Origin of the sequence: Klebsiella sp. RHBSTW-00484, from assembly GCF_013705725.1 — a bacterium.
In the GTDB taxonomy this organism is placed as follows: Bacteria; Pseudomonadota; Gammaproteobacteria; order Enterobacterales; family Enterobacteriaceae; genus Klebsiella.
Genome location: NZ_CP055481.1, coordinates 3,934,268 through 3,954,087, shown reverse-complemented (window position 1 = coordinate 3,954,087; position 19,820 = coordinate 3,934,268). Strand labels below are relative to the sequence as shown.

The window sequence follows — 19,820 nt, the reverse complement described above, 5'->3', positions numbered from 1 at the left end:
CCGGCGCACACGGTCATACACTTTTTATCCTGCTACATAGCCACCGAGCATTTTCACAAAACGCTCAACGGGCCAATCTTTAATATCCGATACTTGCCCATCGCCAATCTCGACAAGCCTTAGACTCCTGGACTCATCGCGGATAACATCGATTGAATAAAAAGGACTGTGAATACGAGCTGCGATCTCAATGACCTCCGTTGGAATATTGTCATCTGGAGAATGGACTTGCCCATTGAGGACAAAAAAACGTTTCTCGCTGGTAGTATCAAATTGCTCCACACGTCGCAGACAGATACCTCCCTCGATTTCACCCCGATACTGCTTTAGCAAGCCGATGATTTCGCGAATTTCTTGTGAGTTTCGGGCGATTGAACCACGAGACGTGGTTAGCGACTTCACGTAGTCCTTCACAAAGTAAGCGGGCCATTGCCATTCACTGGTTAGCGCGTCAAAGTCAGCATCGGCGTGAGTCACAATGGTTTCCGGCGTCACGTCCCGACAGCTCTCATACCATCCCGGTAAATGGTGGCAGCGAAGATACTCCTGGCTTGAGGTTAACAAGCGGGAGCCTTTCTTTTCTACCGCACATGATAAGCCTTCGTATTCATCCTGACGCAGCATCCATCCGCGCCACAAAACCGGTGTATCGGCCAGAAAGTGCGATGAGAAGCGATATTCCCCCAGCGCTGCGGCCTCTGAGGAGAGCAGGAGGCAGTGGATATTACTCTGGCAGGCATGGGTATATTCGGTTAAGAATGTTTCATCAGGCTGTGACGGATGAAGCATATCGTTGGGGTAGATGATTTGCAGCGCGCTCATGTGCGTGTCCTTTCTCGCTAAGTCAATACGGCCATAATCCACACTCATTTTATGGGGGTAGGGATACGACAGTCAAAACCGGGAAGAAGAGGGAATAGCAGAAATGAAAAGACCGGGAAATATCCCGGCCTTCAGCATCTGGCGCCTTAGGGGCGAAAACGATCAGCGACTACGGAAGACAATGCGGCCTTTGCTCAGGTCGTACGGGGTCAGCTCAACAGTCACTTTGTCGCCCGTCAGAATGCGGATGTAGTTTTTACGCATTTTACCGGAAATATGCGCAGTTACCACGTGACCGTTTTCCAGTTCTACGCGGAACATTGTGTTAGGCAACGTGTCAAGTACGGTGCCCTGCATTTCAATATTGTCTTCTTTGGCCATCTAGTCCTCTGGGTATCACTACCATAGTTTTGAACCGGCAAGATAATGCCGAAGTTCAGCAAGTAAGTAAAGTTTTACGTCAAATCGCCGAAGTAGTTTTGGCGTATTGCCCGGAATTCACGCGGATAAACCGCATGACAGGCGCAAACGTAAAGGGGGAGTGACAGAACGATGGGCGTTATCTGACTCTTATTATTCCCAAACGGCGGCGGGGCAACAGGCAGAAGCTACTCTACCGCGCAATTATACCATCCCAACAAAAAATGTGCTGAAAACATTTATGCTTCGCCCGCAAATAGCACCCGAGGCACCCAAAATCGCTCGGGAAGACGATAAGTTCGCAGGACGGAGAGATAATCCAGATAATCGCGGCGGGGAATTTCTACTGCGCCCAACGATGCCGTATGATTATTGAGCACCTGGCAATCAATTAATTTTCCGCCATCCTGCATAAACGCCTGGCTAAATACCAGCAGCGCGGTTTTAGAGGCATTTTCCGCACGGCTAAACATCGACTCACCGCAAAAGAGTGCGCCCTGCGCTACGCCATACATACCGCCGACCAGCTCATCTCCTTGCCATACTTCAATAGAGTGGGCATGGCCTAGCTCATGAAGCTGGTGATAGGCCTGAACGATAGCGGGCGTTATCCATGTCCCCTCATCGCGATGGTCGGCGCAGCCTTCAATTACCTGCCCAAAAGCGTGATTCAGAGTGACACGATACGGTGAGCGCTGGTGAAAGCGTTTCATGCTGCGGCTGAGGTGAAATTTCTCCGGCCACAGTACCGCACGAGGGTCTGGCGACCACCATAAAATGGGATCGCCGGGCGAAAACCAGGGAAAAATACCGCGCTGATAGGCCATAAGCAAACGCGCCGGGCTGAGATCGCCGCCTAGAGCTAATAAGCCATTGGGTTCGCGCAGTGCGCCTTCCGGCGAAGGGAAGGCGATGGAATGATGAGAGAGCTGAACCAGCCGCATTTTTACCTCAACACATCAGGCGATGATTCAATAGTAGCCTACAGGCGCTGCTTAAACTGGTAGTAACGCCCCTGTTCAGCCAGCAGTTCTGCGTGACTACCTTGCTCAATAATTTTGCCGTTGTCCATGACTATTATCTGATTAAAACGCGCCAATCCGCGCAGTCGGTGGGTAACCATCAACACGGTTTTGTCACGCATCACTTCGGCCAGTAAATCAAGAATTTGGCTTTCTGTTGTCGCGTCGAGGCCTTCGGTTGGTTCGTCAAGCAGCATGAGCGGCGCATCATGTAACAGGGCCCTGGCGATAGCCAACCTGCGCAATTCTCCGCCGGAAAGTTGACGCCCGCCTTCACCCAGCCAGCTATTGAGGCCGCTGTCTTCCAGTAATTTCCCCAGGCCAACGCGCTCCAGCGTTTCTGAAAGCTGCGCATCGCTGGACTGCGGCGATGCCAGCAGCAGGTTGTCACGCAGCGTGGCGCTAAACAGATGCACGCGCTGCGGCACGACGCTCATTGCCTGGCGCAACGTCGTCTCATCAAGCTGAGTCAGCGGCTGATGGTTGAGTAAAATTTCACCCTGAGCCGGATCCCAGGCGCGGGTCAGTAGTTGTAATAGAGTCGATTTACCGCAGCCGGTGCGGCCCAGAATGGCGATATGTTCCCCGGCCTTGACCTGCAGTGAAACATTATCCAGCGCAGGGGAGGGTTGCTGTGGATAGCTGAAGGTGACCTGATTTAAGGTTAACGCGATCTGCTCCAGCTTCTGACCTTCACCTTGCGTAAAGGACACTTCCGGCTCTTGCTCGGTAATTTGCGTGATGCGTTTTGCCGAGGCGATAACCTGACCCATATGCTGAAATGCACCGGTTACTGGCGCTAACGCTTCGAATGCCGCCAGCGCGCAAAAGACAAATAAGGCAATTAGCGCGCCAGGCTGAGTATTACCGCCGACGCCCGCCGAGGCGAGCCATAGCATAGCGATGATTGCAATACCGCCAATCAGCAGCATTAACGCCTGGGAGAGAGCGGTAAGTTCTGCCTGGCGACGCTGTGCATCCTGCCAGCGGACTTCGGTTTTCTCCATCTGCTCCCGGTAGCGATCGCTGGCATTGAACAGCATAAGTTCAGCCTGGCCTTGAAGCCATGCAGTGAGCTGCTGTCGATACTGGCCACGAAGCTGGGTCATACTTTCACCTGCGGGTTTACCGGCGCGATAGAACAGCGGTGGCAGTACCAGTAGGGTGAGCAGCATAATGCCGCCGAGGGTCAGGGCCAGCGGCACATCCAGTACGCTCAGACCCGCAGTTACCACCAGGATCACCACCAGGGCACCTACCAGCGGTGATATCACGCGCAAATAGAGATGATCCAGAGTATCGACGTCGGCAACGACCCGGTTGAGCAGTTCGCCCTGACGAAAACGAGCCAGTCCGGCGGGGGAGAGCGGCAGAAGCTTACTGAAGGTAAACACGCGCAGATGCTGGAGAACACGGAAGGTGGCGTCGTGGCTGACCAGACGCTCGAAGTAGCGTCCTGCGGTACGAATAATGGCCGCGCCGCGTACACCAGCGGCAGGCAGCATATAGTTAAAACTGTAGATGCCTGCCACGCCGACAACGGCGGATGCCGACAGGAACCAGCCCGAGAGCGTCAGCAAACCAATGCTGGCCAGCAGCGTAACGATCGCCAGTACAACGCCTAGCATCAGCAGCCATTTGTGCCGTTTGTAGAGCGCCAGGTAAGGCAATAATGCGCGCATTTAAATCTCCTCCTGACGGTGAGCGAGCAGGGTAGCAAAAGGGCCACCTGCGGTTGCCAACTGCGAATAACGGCCCTGCTCGACAATTTGACCATCCTGCATAACCCAGATGGCGTCCCAATTTGCCAGGCCTTCCAGTTGGTGGGTCACCATCAACGTGGTTTGCTGGGTTGAGGCATTGGTGAGCGCCTGCATCACTCGCTGTTCGCTATGCGCATCAAGGCTGGCGGCGGGTTCATCCAGCAGCAGCATACGGCAAGGAACCAGCAGCGCGCGCGCAACGGCGACACGCTGGGCCTGCCCAACAGACACACGACCGGCCTGATCGCCGACAGAAGTATTAATACCCTGGGGCAGGAGGGAGACAAATTCGCTGACCCAGGCCTTATCCAGCGCCAGTTGAAGCTGGGCCTCTGTGGCTTCGGGCCATGCCAACAGAACGTTTTCGCGCAGCGTTGCAGCGGGTAACTGTGGGTTTTGTCCAACCCAGCTCAGCAGGCGCCGCCAGCGGTCGGCATCCAGGGTATGTAGCTCAACGTCATTGACTTTGAGAGACCCCTCATAGGGAAGAAAACCAGTCAAGGTATTGAGAAGAGAACTTTTGCCGGAGCCGCTCTGACCAACCAGGACCACGCGCTCACCTGCGCGCAATGAAAAGTTCAGCGGCCCGGCCAGTACTTTACCTTCAGGCGATTTAATCACCAGATCGCGCGCTTCAAGGCTCACCATTTCATTGTCGCTCAATACTTTTTCACCACGCTCGGCCTGCGCCAGCGGCGCTTCCATAAAGGTTTTCAGGCTATCCGCAGCGCCAATGGCCTGTGCTTTTGCGTGATAGAAAGTGCCTAAATCGCGCAGCGGCTGGAAAAACTCTGGGGCCAAAATTAACGCCAGAAAGCCGGACATTAAGGTTACGCCGACGCCGTAATGGCCAAAATTGAGCTCTCCAAGGTAGGAGAAACCAAAGTAGACAGCGACGAGAGCGATAGAGAGCGAGGTGAAAAACTCCAGTACGCCGGAAGAGAGAAAGGCCAGACGCAGCACTTCCATCGTCCGTTGGCGGAAATCCTGGGAGGCTTCACGAATATTGTCCGTTTCTGCTTCGCCGCGATTAAAAATTCGCAGCGTTTCCATCCCTCGCAGGCGGTCGAGGAAATGGCCGCTTAATCGCGCCAGAGCAAGGAAGTTACGCCGATTGGCATCAGCCGCCCCCATTCCCACCAGCGCCATAAACAGCGGAATAAGCGGCGCGGTACCCAGCAGAATGAGTGCCGCAGCCCAGTTAATCGGGAAAATGGTGATGATAATTAATAACGGCACGCAGGCTGCCAGCGTCATCTGTGGCAAATAACGCGCGTAGTAGTCATGCATATCGTCAATTTGTTCAAGAATCAGCGTGGCCCAACTTCCCGCGGGTTTGCCCTGAATCCATGCCGGGCCTGCTTGCTGCAGACGATCCAGAACCTGGCGGCGGATCTCAACGCGGATGTATTGCCCCGCTTGAAAGCCGACTCGTTCGCGCAGCCATACCACCCAGGCGCGAAGCACAATAGTCAGCGCTAGCAACGTAAAGGGCAGCAACAGCGCCGTAGCGGGGATATTTTCCATGACCATACGATGGAGTATCCGCGCGAGGAACCAGGCCTGGGCAACGATCAGCAGACCGCTAATGACACCGAGTGCACGGGAAATCATCAACCAGCGACGGGAGATAATACTTTGATCTTTTAACCAACGGGTTAACTCTTGTTGACGGGTTTTATTCATTGCGCGCTTAGCAGGTGTAGTTATGAGTTTTTTGGGCTCGGCAATGTTACAACGGGGCAAAAATAAAGGCGACTTTTCGTCGCCTTCTTTACCTTTGTTACTGACTTGTAAAGATTATTTACAAGCGTCGGCTAAACCATCCAGATAACGCTCGGCATCCAGCGCGGCCATACAGCCTGTACCGGCTGAAGTAATGGCCTGACGATAGATATGATCCATCACGTCACCGGCAGCGAAGACGCCCGGAATACTGGTCTGGGTTGCATTACCGTGGATACCGGACTGAACTTTGATGTAGCCGTTTTCCAGCTCTAGTTGACCTGCAAAAATCGCTGTGTTCGGACTGTGGCCGATAGCGACGAACAGCCCCGCAACTTCCAGCGATTCAATATTGTCAGTATTCTGCGTATCGCGCAGGCGAAGACCGCTCACGCCCATCTGATCGCCCGTCACCTCTTCCAGCGTACGGTGGGTATGCAGCACGATATTGCCACTTGCCACTTTATCCATCAGGCGCTTGATAAGGATTTTTTCCGCACGGAAGCCGTCACGGCGGTGGATCAGGTGGACTTCGGAAGCGATGTTAGACAGATACAGCGCTTCTTCTACTGCGGTATTGCCGCCGCCGATAACGGCAACTTTCTGGTTGCGATAGAAGAAGCCGTCGCAGGTGGCGCAGGCGGAAACGCCGCGGCCTTTAAAGGCTTCTTCGGATGGCAGTCCCAGATAGCGCGCAGACGCACCGGTAGCGATAATCAGCGCATCGCAGGTATATTCGCCGCTGTCACCCACCAGGCGGAATGGACGGTTTTGCAGATCGACGCTGTTGATATGATCGAAAATAATTTCGGTCTCAAACTTGGTGGCGTGTTCGTGCATGCGCTCCATCAGCAGCGGTCCGGTCAGATCGCTCGGATCGCCAGGCCAGTTTTCCACTTCCGTCGTGGTGGTCAGCTGACCGCCTTTTTCCATCCCGGTAATCAGTACCGGCTGAAGATTTGCGCGCGCTGCGTAGACCGCAGCGGTATATCCCGCAGGTCCAGAACCAAGAATAAGCAGTTTACTGTGTTTGGCCGTGCCCATGAGAACCCCATAATTTATTGGCATACATGTGCTGGATTGTAGGGAATTTGTTGTCGTAAAAAAAGAGCGCAGCGGTTTTGTTAACGATATGTGCAATAGAAGCTGCCGATGAATTGGCGATTTAACGAACGAAGAATATAACTAATTCTACTGTCAGCGGGACAATTATAAGAGGAAAACATGAGAATCAACGGGGGAGGATAATGAATATCTGGCATCTTGTACTAAAAATCGATGTTTTGCTTTGACAATCCCCTGTGCTTTTGCGAAAACATTCATGGAAGAAGAAAAGCAGTGTTTCGCGTGTGGCGAATTTTCATGCACGCAAATGCCATTTTTATCCGGGTCAGCGAAATCTACGCATGGTGTGGACAGACGCCATGCGTGATGTCGGTGGCTGCCTTCAGGCAACGGACTTCTCACGTACCCCTGGGTTACCCAATGTCGTACGGGTAATAACAGGATGGACTCTGGCAGTGAAGGCCAGGGTCAGAACAGGAGTAGGGAAGGAATACAGAGAGACAATAATAATGGTAGATAGCAAGAAGCGCCCTGGCAAAGATCTCGACCGCATCGATCGTAATATTTTGAATGAATTGCAAAAAGACGGGCGTATTTCCAACGTCGAGCTTTCTAAACGGGTGGGACTTTCTCCGACGCCTTGCCTTGAGCGTGTGCGTCGACTGGAAAGACAGGGTTTTATTCAGGGCTATACAGCGCTGCTCAACCCGCATTATCTGGATGCATCACTTCTGGTATTTGTTGAGATTACTCTGAATCGTGGCGCGCCGGATGTGTTTGAGCAATTTAACTCCGCTGTGCAAAAACTTGAAGAAATTCAAGAGTGTCATCTGGTATCCGGAGATTTCGACTATCTGTTGAAAACCCGCGTACCGGATATGTCAGCGTATCGTAAGTTACTGGGCGAGACCTTGCTGCGCCTACCGGGCGTAAATGACACCCGTACCTATGTGGTAATGGAAGAAGTCAAGCAAAGTAATCGTCTGGTAATCAAGACGCGCTAACACGGAACAGGTGCAAAATCGACGTAGTTTGATTACACTCCTGTTAATCCATACAGCAACAGTGCCGGGGAGACCCGGCACTGTTGTCCGTTTTAGCTGCAGGCAGGAAACAGCCTGATACCTGGAGAGCCTTTCTTGAGCCAGGAATACACTGAAGACAAAGAAGTCAAATTTACAAAGCTTAGTAGTGGGCGTCGACTCCTTGAGGCGTTACTCATTCTTTGCTCCCTTTTTGCCATCTGGTTGATGGCGGCCTTACTCAGCTTTAATCCCTCGGATCCGAGTTGGTCACAAACTGCATGGCACGAACCTATCCATAACATAGGTGGAATACCAGGTGCCTGGCTTGCCGATACGCTATTTTTCATTTTTGGCGTAATGGCATACACCATCCCGGTCATCATCATCGGTGGCTGCTGGTTTGCATGGCGTCATCAGGAAAACGACGAATATATCGACTACTTCGCCGTGTCATTACGCTTGATTGGCGCATTAGCACTGATCCTCACCTCGTGTGGGCTGGCGGCCATTAATGCTGATGATATCTGGTATTTTGCCTCTGGTGGTGTGATTGGTAGCCTTCTGAGCACCACGCTAAAGCCGTTGCTGCACAGCAGCGGTGGGACGATCGCGCTGCTATGTCTCTGGGCGGCTGGTCTGACGCTGTTTACCGGCTGGTCCTGGGTTAGCATCGCTGAAAAGCTAGGCGGCGCGATCCTTTCGGTATTAACTTTCGCCAGCAACCGTACCCGTCGCGACGATACCTGGGTCGATGAAGGGGAATATGAAGATGATGAAGATGAATATGAAGACGATGATTCTGCGAAACCGCAAGAGTCGCGTCGTGCACGAATTTTACGTAGCGCTTTAGCACGCCGTCAGCGCCTGGCTGAGAAGTTTTCCAACCCGATGGGGCGCAAGACCGATGCGGCGTTGTTCTCCGGCAGGCGTATGGATGATGCCGAAGAAGATGTTCAGTATAGCGCTAGCGGCGCACCCGTGGCGGCTGAAGACGTACTTTTCTCTGGATCCAGCGCTGCGCGTCCGGCGGATGCTGATGATGTACTATTTTCTGGCGCTAGCGCGGCACGGCCGGGGGATTTTGACCCATACGATCCGCTGCTGAATGGCCACAGCGTTGCCGACCCGGTTGCAATCGCTGCATTGGCAACCAGCGCGCCGCAAGCGTGGGCTGAGCCGGTTGCAGGACATGAGGCCCAGCCAACGTATCAATCCGAACCTGCTTACCAGCCACAGCATGCATATCAGCCAGAACAGGCCCCAATGCAGCAGCCAGCTTATCAGCCTGAACCCGCTTACCAGCCGCAGCAGGCGTATCAGCCGGAACAGGCCCCGATGCAGCAGCCAGCTTATCAGCCTGAGCCCGCTTACCAGCCGCAGCAGGCGTATCAGCCAGAACAGGCCCCGATGCAGCAGCCAGCTTATCAGCCTGAGCCCGCTTACCAGCCGCAGCAGGCGTATCAGCCGGAACAGGCCCCAATACAGCAGCCAGATTATCAGCCTGAACACGCTTACCAGCCTCAGCATGCATATCAGCCAGAACAGGCCCCGATGCAGCAGCCAGCTGAGCCCGCTTACCAGCCGCAGCAGGCGTATCAGCCGGAACAGGCCCCGATGCAGCAACCTACTTATCAGCCTGAGCCGTACGCTCCCACTCCTGTCGTGGAGCCTGAGGCCCCGCAAGAGGAAGTGAAGCCGCAGCGTCCGCCTATGTATTACTTTGAAGAGGTTGAAGAGAAGCGCGCGCGCGAACGTGAACAACTTGCAGCGTGGTATCAGCCCATTCCAGAGCCTGTTAGTCCGGTAGCGACAAAACCGATCGCGCCGCCAACGCCATCGCCGGTTGATGCCGCAGTAGTCAGCACGCTGGCTGCAGGCGTCCATCAGGCAACTGGCGCAGGTGCCGCTAGTGCTGTGGTGGCTTCCGCCGCATCTGCGGCGTCCAGCGCTGCGCCGTTATTTAGCCCCGTATCTGGTGGTCCTCGCGTGCAGGTAAAAGAGGGCATAGGTCCGAAATTGCCGCGCCCAAATCGTGTTCGTGTGCCAACGCGCCGTGAGCTCGCCTCCTATGGCATTAAACTGCCATCGCAGCGAATGGCTGAGGAACGCGCTCGTCAGGCTGAGCACCAGCACTACGATGATGAGCCATTAACCGATGAAGAAGTTGCTGAACTTGAGCAGGGTGAACTGGCGCGTCAGTTTGCCGCCTCTCAAAACCAGCGTTATAGCGAAACCTACGGTGCTGACGTTGCAGATGAAGTAGACGATGATGAAGATTCTGCCGCTGAGGCCGAACTCGCTCGTCAGTTTGCTGCGACTCAGCAGCAGCGCTATGCAAGCGAACAACCACCGGGTTCTCATCCGTTCTCTCCGGCAGATTATGAATTTTCGCCGATGAAAGCGTTAGTTGATGATACGCCGAGCGAGCCGATGTTCACGCCGATGCCGGAAGTGCAACAGCCTGCTCATCAGTATCAGCAGCCAATCCAGAATCAGCAGCCTGTACATCATGCGGCACATCCGCAGATGCCTCAGCAACAGATGCCGCCTCAGCCTGTGCAGCAGCAGGTTTATCAGCCGGTTCAACAGCAACCGGTACAGCATCCGCAAATGGCTCCTCAGATGACGCAGGCTCCAGGTGGTTATCCGCAGCAGCCTGCGCCTCAGAGTCATGTGGCGCAACAGCCAGTACCACAGCCGCAGGAAAGTCTGATTCATCCGCTGTTGATGCGTAATGGCGATAGCCGTCCGCTACAAAAACCGACTACGCTACTGCCGTCTTTAGATCTGCTGACACCGCCGCCATCTGAAGTTGAGCCAGTCGATACTTTCGCGCTGGAGCAAATGGCGCGGCTGGTCGAAGCGCGTCTGGCTGATTTCCGTATCAAAGCTGATGTGGTGAACTACTCGCCAGGCCCGGTTATCACCCGCTTTGAGCTGAATCTGGCTCCTGGGGTGAAAGCAGCACGAATTTCCAACTTGTCGCGAGATTTGGCGCGTTCGCTGTCTACCGCCGCTGTGCGCGTCGTGGAAGTTATTCCAGGCAAGCCTTACGTGGGTCTGGAACTGCCGAACAAAAAGCGTCAGACCGTTTACCTGCGCGAAGTGCTGGATTGTGCGAAATTCCGCGACAATCCTTCGCCGCTGACCGTTGTTCTGGGTAAAGACATTGCAGGCGATCCGGTTACCGCTGATTTGGCAAAAATGCCGCACCTGCTGGTCGCCGGTACCACCGGTTCCGGTAAATCGGTCGGGGTCAACGCCATGATCCTCAGCATGCTCTATAAAGCGCAGCCGGAAGATGTGAAATTCATCATGATCGACCCGAAAATGCTAGAGCTGTCGGTTTATGAAGGGATCCCGCATCTGTTGACGGAAGTCGTTACGGATATGAAAGACGCAGCCAACGCACTGCGCTGGAGCGTTAATGAGATGGAGCGTCGTTATAAGCTCATGTCTGCTCTGGGTGTGCGTAACCTGGCGGGCTACAACGAGAAAATTGCTGAAGCCGCACGCATGGGACGGCCAATTCCTGATCCGTACTGGAAACCCGGCGATAGCATGGATGCCACCCATCCGGTGCTGAAAAAAGAGCCTTATATTGTGGTTCTGGTCGATGAATTTGCTGACCTGATGATGACCGTCGGCAAGAAAGTGGAGGAGTTGATTGCTCGTCTGGCGCAGAAGGCGCGTGCCGCAGGGATTCATCTGGTACTGGCGACCCAGCGTCCTTCGGTTGACGTTATTACCGGCCTTATCAAAGCGAACATCCCTACGCGTATTGCCTTTACCGTGTCGAGTAAAATTGACTCGCGCACCATCCTTGACCAGGGCGGAGCGGAATCACTGCTGGGTATGGGCGATATGCTCTATTCGGCGCCAAACTCGACGATCCCAGTGCGTGTTCATGGTGCCTTTGTTCGCGACGAGGAAGTGCATGCTGTGGTTCAGGACTGGAAAGCTCGTGGACGTCCGCAGTATGTTGATGGAATTACCTCCGATAGCGAGAGCGAAGGCAGCGGCGGTGGCTACGAGGGCGGCGAAGAGCTTGATCCGCTATTCGATCAGGCAGTCAACTTTGTAACGGAAAAACGCAAAGCCTCTATTTCCGGGGTGCAGCGTCAGTTCCGCATTGGCTATAACCGTGCTGCGCGTATCATCGAACAGATGGAAGCTCAGGGCATTGTTAGCGAACAAGGTCATAATGGTAACCGTGAAGTGCTGGCTCCGCCGCCTTTCGAGTAACTGCAAAGTTGGGTAAATAAGTGAAAATCAGCCTGTTCTGCTGTATCACCGCCGTTGGCGGCCCTACATTAAGGGCAGAAGAGGCTCCCGCGTCGGGAGTGACGCACATTAAGGAATAACAATGAAAAAACTCGCAATCACCTGTGCATTACTGTCCAGTTTTGTCGTAAGCCAGGTATGGGCGGATGCCGCCAGCGATTTAAAAAGCCGCCTTGATAAAGTGAGCAGTTTCCACTCCAGCTTCACGCAGAAAGTGACCGATGGTAGCGGCAATGCCGTGCAGGACGGGCAGGGTGACCTGTGGGTCAAGCGCCCAAATCTATTCAACTGGCATATGACTCAGCCGGATGAAAGCGTGCTGGTTTCTGATGGTAAAACCCTGTGGTTCTACAACCCATTTGTCGAGCAGGCTACCGCCACCTGGCTGAAAGACGCCACCAGCAACACGCCGTTTATGCTGATTGCCCGTAACCAGTCCAGCGACTGGCAGAACTACAACATCAAACAGAATGGTGATGATTTTGTTCTGACGCCGAAAAACGGCAGTGGTAACCTGAAGCAGTTCACCATCAACGTCGGCCGTGACGGTACGATTCATCAGTTCAGCGCCGTGGAACAGGACGATCAACGCAGCAGCTATCAGCTGAAATCGCAACAAAATGGTGCTATCGACGCATCTAAGTTCACCTTTACGCCACCGCAAGGGGTTACGGTGGACGATCAACGTAAGTAGAGGCGAATGTGGGCAATCTGTCGCTCGATTTTTCCGACAACGCATTTCAACCACTGGCCGCCCGTATGCGGCCAGAAAATTTAGCACAGTACATTGGCCAGCAGCATCTGCTGGCGACCGGTAAGCCGTTGCCGAGGGCAATTGAAGCCGGTCATCTGCACTCCATGATCCTGTGGGGACCGCCGGGTACCGGAAAAACTACGCTGGCTGAGGTCATTGCCCGCTATGCCAGCGCCGACGTAGAACGCATCTCGGCAGTGACCTCAGGCGTGAAAGAGATCCGTGAGGCCATCGAGCGGGCGCGTCAAAACCGTAACGCAGGCCGCCGTACGATCCTGTTTGTCGACGAAGTTCACCGATTCAATAAAAGCCAGCAAGATGCCTTCCTACCGCATATTGAAGATGGAACTATCACTTTTATCGGTGCGACAACGGAAAACCCTTCGTTTGAGCTCAATTCTGCTCTGTTATCCCGTGCACGTGTTTATCTACTGAAATCGCTAACCAGCGATGATATTGAGCAGGTGCTTCACCAGGCAATGAGTGACAAGACGCGCGGCTACGGCGGGCAAAATATAGTTCTGCCTGACGAGACATGCAAGGCCATTGCCGATCTGGTAAACGGTGATGCGCGCCGGGCGCTGAATACTCTGGAAATGATGGCCGATATGGCCGAAACCGATGCTTCCGGTAATCGGGTGCTGAAAGTTGAGTTGCTAACTGAAATTGCCGGAGAACGCAGCGCGCGATTCGATAATAAAGGCGACCGTTTCTACGATTTAATCTCCGCACTGCATAAATCGGTTCGCGGGAGCGCACCGGACGCGGCCCTGTACTGGTATGCGCGAATTATTACTGCCGGTGGCGATCCGCTGTACGTGGCTCGGCGCTGTCTGGCGATTGCTTCGGAAGACGTCGGCAATGCTGACCCTCGGGCGATGCAGGTCGCCATCTCCGCTTGGGATTGTTTCACTCGCGTCGGCCCGGCAGAAGGCGAACGGGCGATTGCGCAGGCGATTGTCTATCTTGCCTGCGCGCCAAAAAGCAACGCGGTTTACACGGCATTTAAAGCGGCGATGGCTGATGCTCGCGAGCGCCCTGACTATGATGTACCGGTGCATTTGCGTAATGCACCAACCAAACTGATGAAAGAAATGGGCTACGGGCAAGAGTATCGCTATGCGCACGATGAACCCAATGCTTATGCCGCGGGAGAGCAGTATTTCCCGCAGGAAATGGCACAAACACGCTATTATCAGCCGACAAACCGGGGACTGGAAGGCAAAATAGGCGAAAAGCTCGCCTGGTTAACCGAACAGGATCAAAATAGCCCGATAAAACGCTACCGATAATTGGGGCGTTGCGGTAAGGTTGTCACAATATTTCCGTGGTCGCATCTGCGGCCATTTTTCTTTATTAATTCGATAAGCACAGGATAAGCATGCTCGATCCCAATCTGCTGCGTACCGAGCCAGACGCAGTCGCAGAAAAACTGGCACGCCGGGGCTATAAGCTGGATGTAGATAAACTTCGCGCTCTGGAAGAGCGTCGTAAAGTTCTGCAGGTTCAAACTGAAAACCTGCAGGCGGAGCGCAACTCCCGATCGAAATCCATAGGCCAGGCGAAAGCGCGTGGGGAAGATATCGAGCCATTACGCCTGGAAGTGAATAAGCTCGGTGAACAGCTCGATGCTGCGAAGGCCGAACTGGATACACTACTGGCGGAAATCCGTGATATCGCGCTGACTATCCCTAATATCCCGCACGACGATGTTCCGGCCGGTCGCGATGAAAACGATAACGTTGAAGTTAGCCGCTGGGGTACGCCGCGTGAGTTTGATTTTGACGTTCGCGATCACGTGACGCTGGGCGAAATGCACGGAGGCCTGGATTTTGCCGCCGCCGTGAAGCTGACCGGTTCCCGTTTTGTGGTGATGAAAGGCCAACTGGCTCGCCTGCATCGCGCGCTGGCGCAGTTTATGCTGGACCTGCACACTGAACAGCACGGCTATAGTGAAAACTATGTCCCGTATCTGGTTAACCAGGAGACGCTGTACGGTACTGGTCAGTTGCCGAAATTCGCCGGTGACCTGTTCCACACTCGTCCGCTGGAAGAAGAAGCGGACAGCAGCAACTACGCGCTGATCCCGACGGCGGAAGTCCCGCTGACCAACCTGGTTCGTGATGAGATCATCGACGAAGACGATCTGCCGATCAAAATGACCGCGCATACGCCATGCTTCCGCTCCGAAGCGGGCTCCTACGGTCGTGATACTCGCGGCCTGATCCGTATGCACCAGTTCGACAAAGTTGAAATGGTACAGATCGTGCGTCCGGAAGATTCAATGGCGGCGCTGGAAGAAATGACCGGGCATGCGGAAAAAGTTCTGCAATTGCTGGGTCTACCGTATCGTAAAGTGGCTCTGTGCACTGGCGATATGGGCTTTAGCGCATGCAAAACCTACGATCTGGAAGTGTGGGTTCCGGCGCAGAACACCTACCGCGAAATTTCTTCCTGCTCCAACGTCGGGGATTTCCAGGCGCGTCGCATGCAGGCTCGCTGCCGCAGCAAGTCTGACAAGAAAACTCGCCTGGTGCACACGCTGAACGGCTCTGGCCTGGCGGTCGGACGCACGCTGGTCGCCCTGATGGAGAACTATCAGCAGGCTGACGGCCGCATTGAGATCCCGGAAATTCTGCGCCCATATATGCGCGGCCTCGAATTCATCGGCTGATTTTCGTTAATCGTCCTAAAAGCGCCTTCAGGCGCTTTTTTTTTACCCCCTTCTTGATACCGGGCAATAATCGGCCCTGTGAATACGAAGATACTCCCTTTGGATTAACCAGTATAAAAAACTAATAAAGGCTAATTTCGTTATATATTAATCTATATAGCGGTTTTCAGTTAATTGTGAGCAACCAAAGCGAGTATCTATGAAAACCAAAACCCCCGATGCTTTACTGGCTGCCGAGGTGAGCCGGCGTGGTTTAATGAAAACCACGGCGATTGGCGGGCTGGCGATGGCCAGCAGCGCATTGACCTTACCCTTCGCACGTATTGCCTATGCTGCGGACACCCAAATTCCTGTTAGCGAAACGGTCACCTGGAGTGCCTGTACGGTTAACTGTGGCAGCCGCTGTCCGCTGCGTATGCATGTGGTTGATGGCGAAATCAAATACGTTGAGACCGATAATTTCGGCGATGATAACTATGACGGTCTGCACCAGGTTCGCGCCTGTCTGCGCGGTCGTTCGATGCGTCGGCGTGTCTATAATCCCGATCGCCTAAAATATCCTATGAAGCGCGTTGGCAAACGCGGTGAAGGCAAATTTGAACAAATTAGTTGGGAAGAGGCGTTCGACACCATTGCCAGCAATATGCAGCGCTTGATTAAAGACTACGGTAACGAATCGATCTATCTGAACTACGGTACCGGAACCCTGGGTGGTACCTTGACGCGTTCCTGGCCACCGGGGAAAACCCTGATTGCCCGCCTGATGAACTGCTGCGGCGGTTATCTCAATCATTACGGCGACTACTCTACCGCACAAATTGCCGCGGGCCTGAATTACACCTACGGCGGCTGGGCCGATGGCAATAGCCCTTCGGATATCGAAAACAGTAAGCTGGTGGTGCTGTTTGGCAACAACCCAGGTGAAACCCGAATGAGCGGCGGCGGGGTGACCTACTACCTGGAGCAGGCGCGAGAGAAATCTAATGCCAGGCTGATCATTATCGATCCTCGCTACACCGATACCGGTGCCGGGCGTGAAGACGAGTGGATCCCCATCCGACCCGGTACTGATGCCGCACTGATTTCCGCGCTGGCGTGGGTGATGATTAGTGAAAATCTCGTTGATCAGCCTTTCCTGGATAAGTACTGCGTAGGCTATGACGAGAAAACGCTACCCGAAGGTGCGCCAGCTAATGGCCACTATAAGGCCTATATTCTCGGTCAGGGCAAAGATGGTATTGCGAAAACCCCTGAGTGGGCGTCGACGATTACCGGTATTCCGCAGGCGCGAATTGTGCAACTGGCGCGTGAAATTGCTGGTGCCAAACCCGCATATATTTCTCAGGGTTGGGGGCCGCAGCGTCACGCTAACGGCGAGCTGGTTTCCCGTGCAATCTCAATGCTGGCGATTTTAACCGGTAACGTAGGGATCAACGGCGGGAATACCGGTGCACGTGAAGGTTCATATTCGCTGCCATTTGAGCGGATGCCAACGCTGAACAACCCGATCGAGACCAGCATTTCCATGTTTATGTGGACAGATGCCATTGAACGCGGGACCGAAATGACCGCGCTGCGCGACGGCGTGCGCGGCAAAGATAAGCTCGATGTGCCCATCAAAATGGTCTGGAACTATGCCGGTAACTGCCTGGTTAACCAGCACTCAGAAATTAACCGCACCCATGAGATCCTGCAGGATGACAAAAAGTGCGAGATGATCGTGGTCATCGATTGCCATATGACCTCGTCGGCGAAATATGCCGATATTCTGCTGCCGGATTGTACGGCTTCGGAACAGATGGATTTTGCCCTGGATGCTTCCTGCGGCAACATGTCTTACGTTATTTTTGCCGACCAGGCGATCAAACCTCGCTTTGAGTGCAAGACCATCTACGACATGACGACGGAACTTGCAAAACGCATGGGCGTTGAGCAACAGTTTACGGAAGGGCGTACTCAGGAAGAGTGGTTACGTCATCTCTATGAGCAATCCCGTAAAGCGATTCCTGAGCTATTGCCGTTTGATGAATTCCGTAAACAAGGAATGTTCAAACAGCGCGATCCTGAAGGGCATCACGTAGCCTACAAGGCTTTCCGTGAGGATCCAGTGGCTAACCCGTTAACCACTCCGTCAGGGAAAATAGAGATTTACTCTGCGCAGCTAGCGGAGATTGCCGCGACCTGGGAGCTAAAAGAAGAAGACGTTATCGATCCGCTGCCGATCTATAGCCCAGGGTTCGAAAACTATAACGATCCTTTGACTAAAAATTATCCGCTACAACTTACCGGTTTCCACTACAAAGCTCGTACCCACTCAACCTACGGCAACGTTGATGTACTGCAAGCCGCTTGCCGTCAGGAGATGTGGATTAACCCACTTGATGCGAAGAAACGCGGGATCGCCAATGGCGATCGTATCCGTATTTTCAACGACCGTGGTGAAGTGCATATCGAAGCTAAAGTGACACCGCGAATGATGCCTGGCGTTGTCGCGTTGGGAGAGGGGGCCTGGTACAACCCGGATGCAGGTCGCGTGGATCAGGCGGGCAGCATCAACGTGCTGACCACCCAACGCCCGTCGCCGCTGGCGAAAGGCAACCCATCGCATACCAACCTTGTCCAGGTTGAAAAGCTGTAAGGAGTGACCGATGACAACTCAATATGGATTTTTTATTGATTCCGCCCGTTGCACCGGTTGCAAAACCTGCGAACTGGCTTGTAAAGACTACAAAAATCTCACGCCGGAGGTGAGCTTCCGCCGCATTTACGAATACGCCGGTGGCGACTGGCAGGAGGATAACGGCGTCTGGCAGCAAAACGTTTTTGCCTACTATCTCTCTATCGCCTGCAACCATTGTGAGGATCCGGCCTGTACTAAGGTTTGTCCAAGCGGTGCGATGCACAAGCGTGAAGATGGCTTTGTGGTGGTTGATGAAGATGTGTGTATTGGCTGTCGCTATTGCCATATGGCCTGTCCGTACGGTGCGCCACAGTACAATGCGGCGAAAGGGCATATGACCAAGTGTGATGGTTGCCATGAACGCGTAGCCGAAGGCAAAAAACCGATCTGCGTGGAATCTTGCCCGCTGCGCGCGCTCGATTTTGGCCCTATCGAAGAACTGCGTAAAAAACACGGTCAGTTGGCTGCCGTTGCGCCGTTACCTGCCGCGCATTTCACTAAGCCGAGCATTGTAATTAAACCTAACGCCAACAGCCGTCCGTGTGGTGATACCACCGGTTATCTGGCCAACCCGAAGGAGGTGTGAGATGGGGAGTGGATGGCATGAATGGCCGCTGATAATTTTCACGGTCTTTGGTCAATGCGTTGTGGGGGGCTTTATTGTGCTGGCCCTGGCGCTAATGAAGGGTGATCTCTCGCAAGAGCAACAGCAGAGAGTGGTGCGGAGCATGTTCGGCCTGTGGGTGCTGATGGGGATTGGCTTTATTGCCTCAACTCTGCATCTGGGGTCGCCGATGCGTGCTTTTAACTCGCTGAACCGCGTGGGAGCTTCGTCGCTCAGCAATGAAATCGCCAGCGGGGCGCTGTTCTTTGCCGTGGGTGGTATTGGCTGGCTGCTGGCGGTGATCAACAAGTTGCCGTCGGGCCTGCGTGCGCTCTGGTTGGTAATCACCATGGTACTGGGCGTTATCTTTGTCTGGATGATGGTTCGCGTTTATAACACCATTGATACCGTGCCTACCTGGTACACGGTCTGGACGCCGCTTAGCTTCTTCCTGACGCTGTTTATCGGTGGCCCGCAGTTGGGATATCTGCTGTTGCGCGTTGCGGGCGTTGATGGTTGGGCGATGCGTCTGCTACCTGCAGTGACTCTGCTGGCGCTGGTGGTTAGCGTGACCGTTGTGCTGATGCAGGGGAGCGAGCTGGCCACCATTCATAGCTCTATTCAGCAGGCCTCGGCGCTGGTGCCGGATTACGGCTCGCTGATGGCCTGGCGTGTCGTTGCGCTGGCGCTGGCGCTGGTATGCTGGATTACTCCGCAGCTCAAAGGCTATCAGCCTGCCTTACCGCTGCTGGGTCTGGCATTTGTGCTGGTTCTGGTGGGTGAGATGATTGGCCGCGGCGTCTTCTATGGTCTGCATATGACCGTTGGGATGGCTATCGCCAGTTAATGACCTTTATCGCGCCAGAAATAAGTACTCTGGCGCGATAAAAAGTGCTGCTGATTCATGAAATATTTCTACTGATATTCCCGCCTCTTTTTTCGAATAAATTAATAAAAACAATGGAATAATATAAATAACGAT

General features: G+C 53.9%; 14 protein-coding genes. 8 read left to right on the top strand and 6 right to left on the bottom strand.

Features of this window, described 5'->3' with window-relative positions:
• Positions 1-24 precede the first annotated feature (24 nt).
• From HV213_RS18710 to trxB, 6 genes are all read right to left on the bottom strand, one after another.
• A complete protein-coding gene (locus HV213_RS18710; protein ID WP_181482852.1) occupies positions 25-822 on the bottom strand; it encodes an ATP-grasp domain-containing protein in 798 nt (265 codons plus the stop codon).
• A 162-nt stretch (positions 823-984) separates the two neighbouring features.
• On the bottom strand, positions 985-1,203 hold the full coding sequence (infA, locus tag HV213_RS18705; protein WP_002211347.1) for a translation initiation factor IF-1: 219 nt from the start codon (positions 1,201-1,203) through the stop codon (positions 985-987).
• 278 nt (positions 1,204-1,481) lie between these two features.
• Positions 1,482-2,186: a leucyl/phenylalanyl-tRNA--protein transferase gene (gene aat / locus HV213_RS18700; protein ID WP_181482851.1), complete on the bottom strand. Its 705-nt coding sequence runs from the start codon at positions 2,184-2,186 to the stop codon at positions 1,482-1,484.
• Positions 2,187-2,224: 38 nt separating this feature from the next.
• Positions 2,225-3,946 (bottom strand): heme ABC transporter ATP-binding protein/permease CydC, encoded by a 1,722-nt coding sequence (cydC, locus tag HV213_RS18695; RefSeq protein ID WP_181482850.1) that lies wholly within the window; start codon positions 3,944-3,946, stop codon positions 2,225-2,227.
• Positions 3,947-5,713, bottom strand: coding sequence for a heme ABC transporter permease/ATP-binding protein CydD (gene cydD, locus HV213_RS18690; RefSeq protein WP_181482849.1), 1,767 nt, complete (start codon positions 5,711-5,713; stop codon positions 3,947-3,949). It lies immediately after the preceding gene.
• A 114-nt stretch (positions 5,714-5,827) separates the two neighbouring features.
• Entirely contained in the window at positions 5,828-6,796 is a 969-nt protein-coding gene (trxB, locus tag HV213_RS18685; RefSeq protein ID WP_181482848.1) for a thioredoxin-disulfide reductase, read from the bottom strand.
• Between the two features lie 530 nt (positions 6,797-7,326).
• Between trxB and lrp the strand changes: the two genes are divergently transcribed.
• The 8 genes from lrp to HV213_RS18645 all read left to right on the top strand — a co-directional run bounded on the left by lrp (position 7,327) and on the right by HV213_RS18645 (position 19,685).
• Complete coding sequence (gene lrp, locus HV213_RS18680) at positions 7,327-7,821, top strand: leucine-responsive transcriptional regulator Lrp (protein ID WP_002439523.1); 495 nt, start codon at positions 7,327-7,329, stop codon at positions 7,819-7,821.
• Positions 7,822-7,956: 135 nt separating this feature from the next.
• A complete protein-coding gene (gene ftsK / locus HV213_RS18675) occupies positions 7,957-12,087 on the top strand; it encodes a DNA translocase FtsK (RefSeq protein ID WP_181482847.1) in 4,131 nt (1,376 codons plus the stop codon).
• A gap of 121 nt (positions 12,088-12,208) precedes the next feature.
• Positions 12,209-12,820, top strand: a complete 612-nt coding sequence (gene lolA / locus HV213_RS18670; protein WP_181482846.1) for an outer membrane lipoprotein periplasmic chaperone LolA — start codon at positions 12,209-12,211, stop codon at positions 12,818-12,820.
• 8 nt (positions 12,821-12,828) lie between these two features.
• Positions 12,829-14,172, top strand: coding sequence for a replication-associated recombination protein RarA (gene rarA / locus HV213_RS18665; protein WP_181482845.1), 1,344 nt, complete (start codon positions 12,829-12,831; stop codon positions 14,170-14,172).
• 89 nt (positions 14,173-14,261) lie between these two features.
• Positions 14,262-15,554 (top strand): serine--tRNA ligase, encoded by a 1,293-nt coding sequence (gene serS / locus HV213_RS18660; protein ID WP_181482844.1) that lies wholly within the window; start codon positions 14,262-14,264, stop codon positions 15,552-15,554.
• Positions 15,555-15,753: 199 nt separating this feature from the next.
• Positions 15,754-18,192 carry a dimethylsulfoxide reductase subunit A gene (dmsA, locus tag HV213_RS18655; protein ID WP_181482843.1) on the top strand — a complete coding sequence of 813 codons (2,439 nt, stop codon included), beginning with the start codon at positions 15,754-15,756 and terminating at the stop codon, positions 18,190-18,192.
• Between the two features lie 10 nt (positions 18,193-18,202).
• Positions 18,203-18,820, top strand: a complete 618-nt coding sequence (locus tag HV213_RS18650; RefSeq protein WP_181482842.1) for a DMSO/selenate family reductase complex B subunit — start codon at positions 18,203-18,205, stop codon at positions 18,818-18,820.
• A 1-nt stretch (position 18,821) separates the two neighbouring features.
• Positions 18,822-19,685 (top strand): dimethyl sulfoxide reductase anchor subunit family protein, encoded by an 864-nt coding sequence (locus HV213_RS18645; RefSeq protein WP_181482841.1) that lies wholly within the window; start codon positions 18,822-18,824, stop codon positions 19,683-19,685.
• Positions 19,686-19,820 lie beyond the last annotated feature (135 nt).

Bases quoted from the DNA above. Each gene is read 5' to 3' on its own strand.
- HV213_RS18710 (WP_181482852.1), bottom strand. From the start codon at position 822: ATGAGCGCGCTGCAAATCATCTACCCCAACGATATGCTTCATCCGTCA.
- infA (WP_002211347.1), bottom strand. From the start codon at position 1,203: ATGGCCAAAGAAGACAATATTGAAATGCAGGGCACCGTACTTGACACG.
- aat (WP_181482851.1), bottom strand. From the start codon at position 2,186: ATGCGGCTGGTTCAGCTCTCTCATCATTCCATCGCCTTCCCTTCGCCG.
- cydC (WP_181482850.1), bottom strand. From the start codon at position 3,946: ATGCGCGCATTATTGCCTTACCTGGCGCTCTACAAACGGCACAAATGG.
- cydD (WP_181482849.1), bottom strand. From the start codon at position 5,713: ATGAATAAAACCCGTCAACAAGAGTTAACCCGTTGGTTAAAAGATCAA.
- trxB (WP_181482848.1), bottom strand. From the start codon at position 6,796: ATGGGCACGGCCAAACACAGTAAACTGCTTATTCTTGGTTCTGGACCT.
- lrp (WP_002439523.1), top strand. From the start codon at position 7,327: ATGGTAGATAGCAAGAAGCGCCCTGGCAAAGATCTCGACCGCATCGAT.
- lolA (WP_181482846.1), top strand. From the start codon at position 12,209: ATGAAAAAACTCGCAATCACCTGTGCATTACTGTCCAGTTTTGTCGTA.
- serS (WP_181482844.1), top strand. From the start codon at position 14,262: ATGCTCGATCCCAATCTGCTGCGTACCGAGCCAGACGCAGTCGCAGAA.
- dmsA (WP_181482843.1), top strand. From the start codon at position 15,754: ATGAAAACCAAAACCCCCGATGCTTTACTGGCTGCCGAGGTGAGCCGG.
- HV213_RS18650 (WP_181482842.1), top strand. From the start codon at position 18,203: ATGACAACTCAATATGGATTTTTTATTGATTCCGCCCGTTGCACCGGT.
- HV213_RS18645 (WP_181482841.1), top strand. From the start codon at position 18,822: ATGGGGAGTGGATGGCATGAATGGCCGCTGATAATTTTCACGGTCTTT.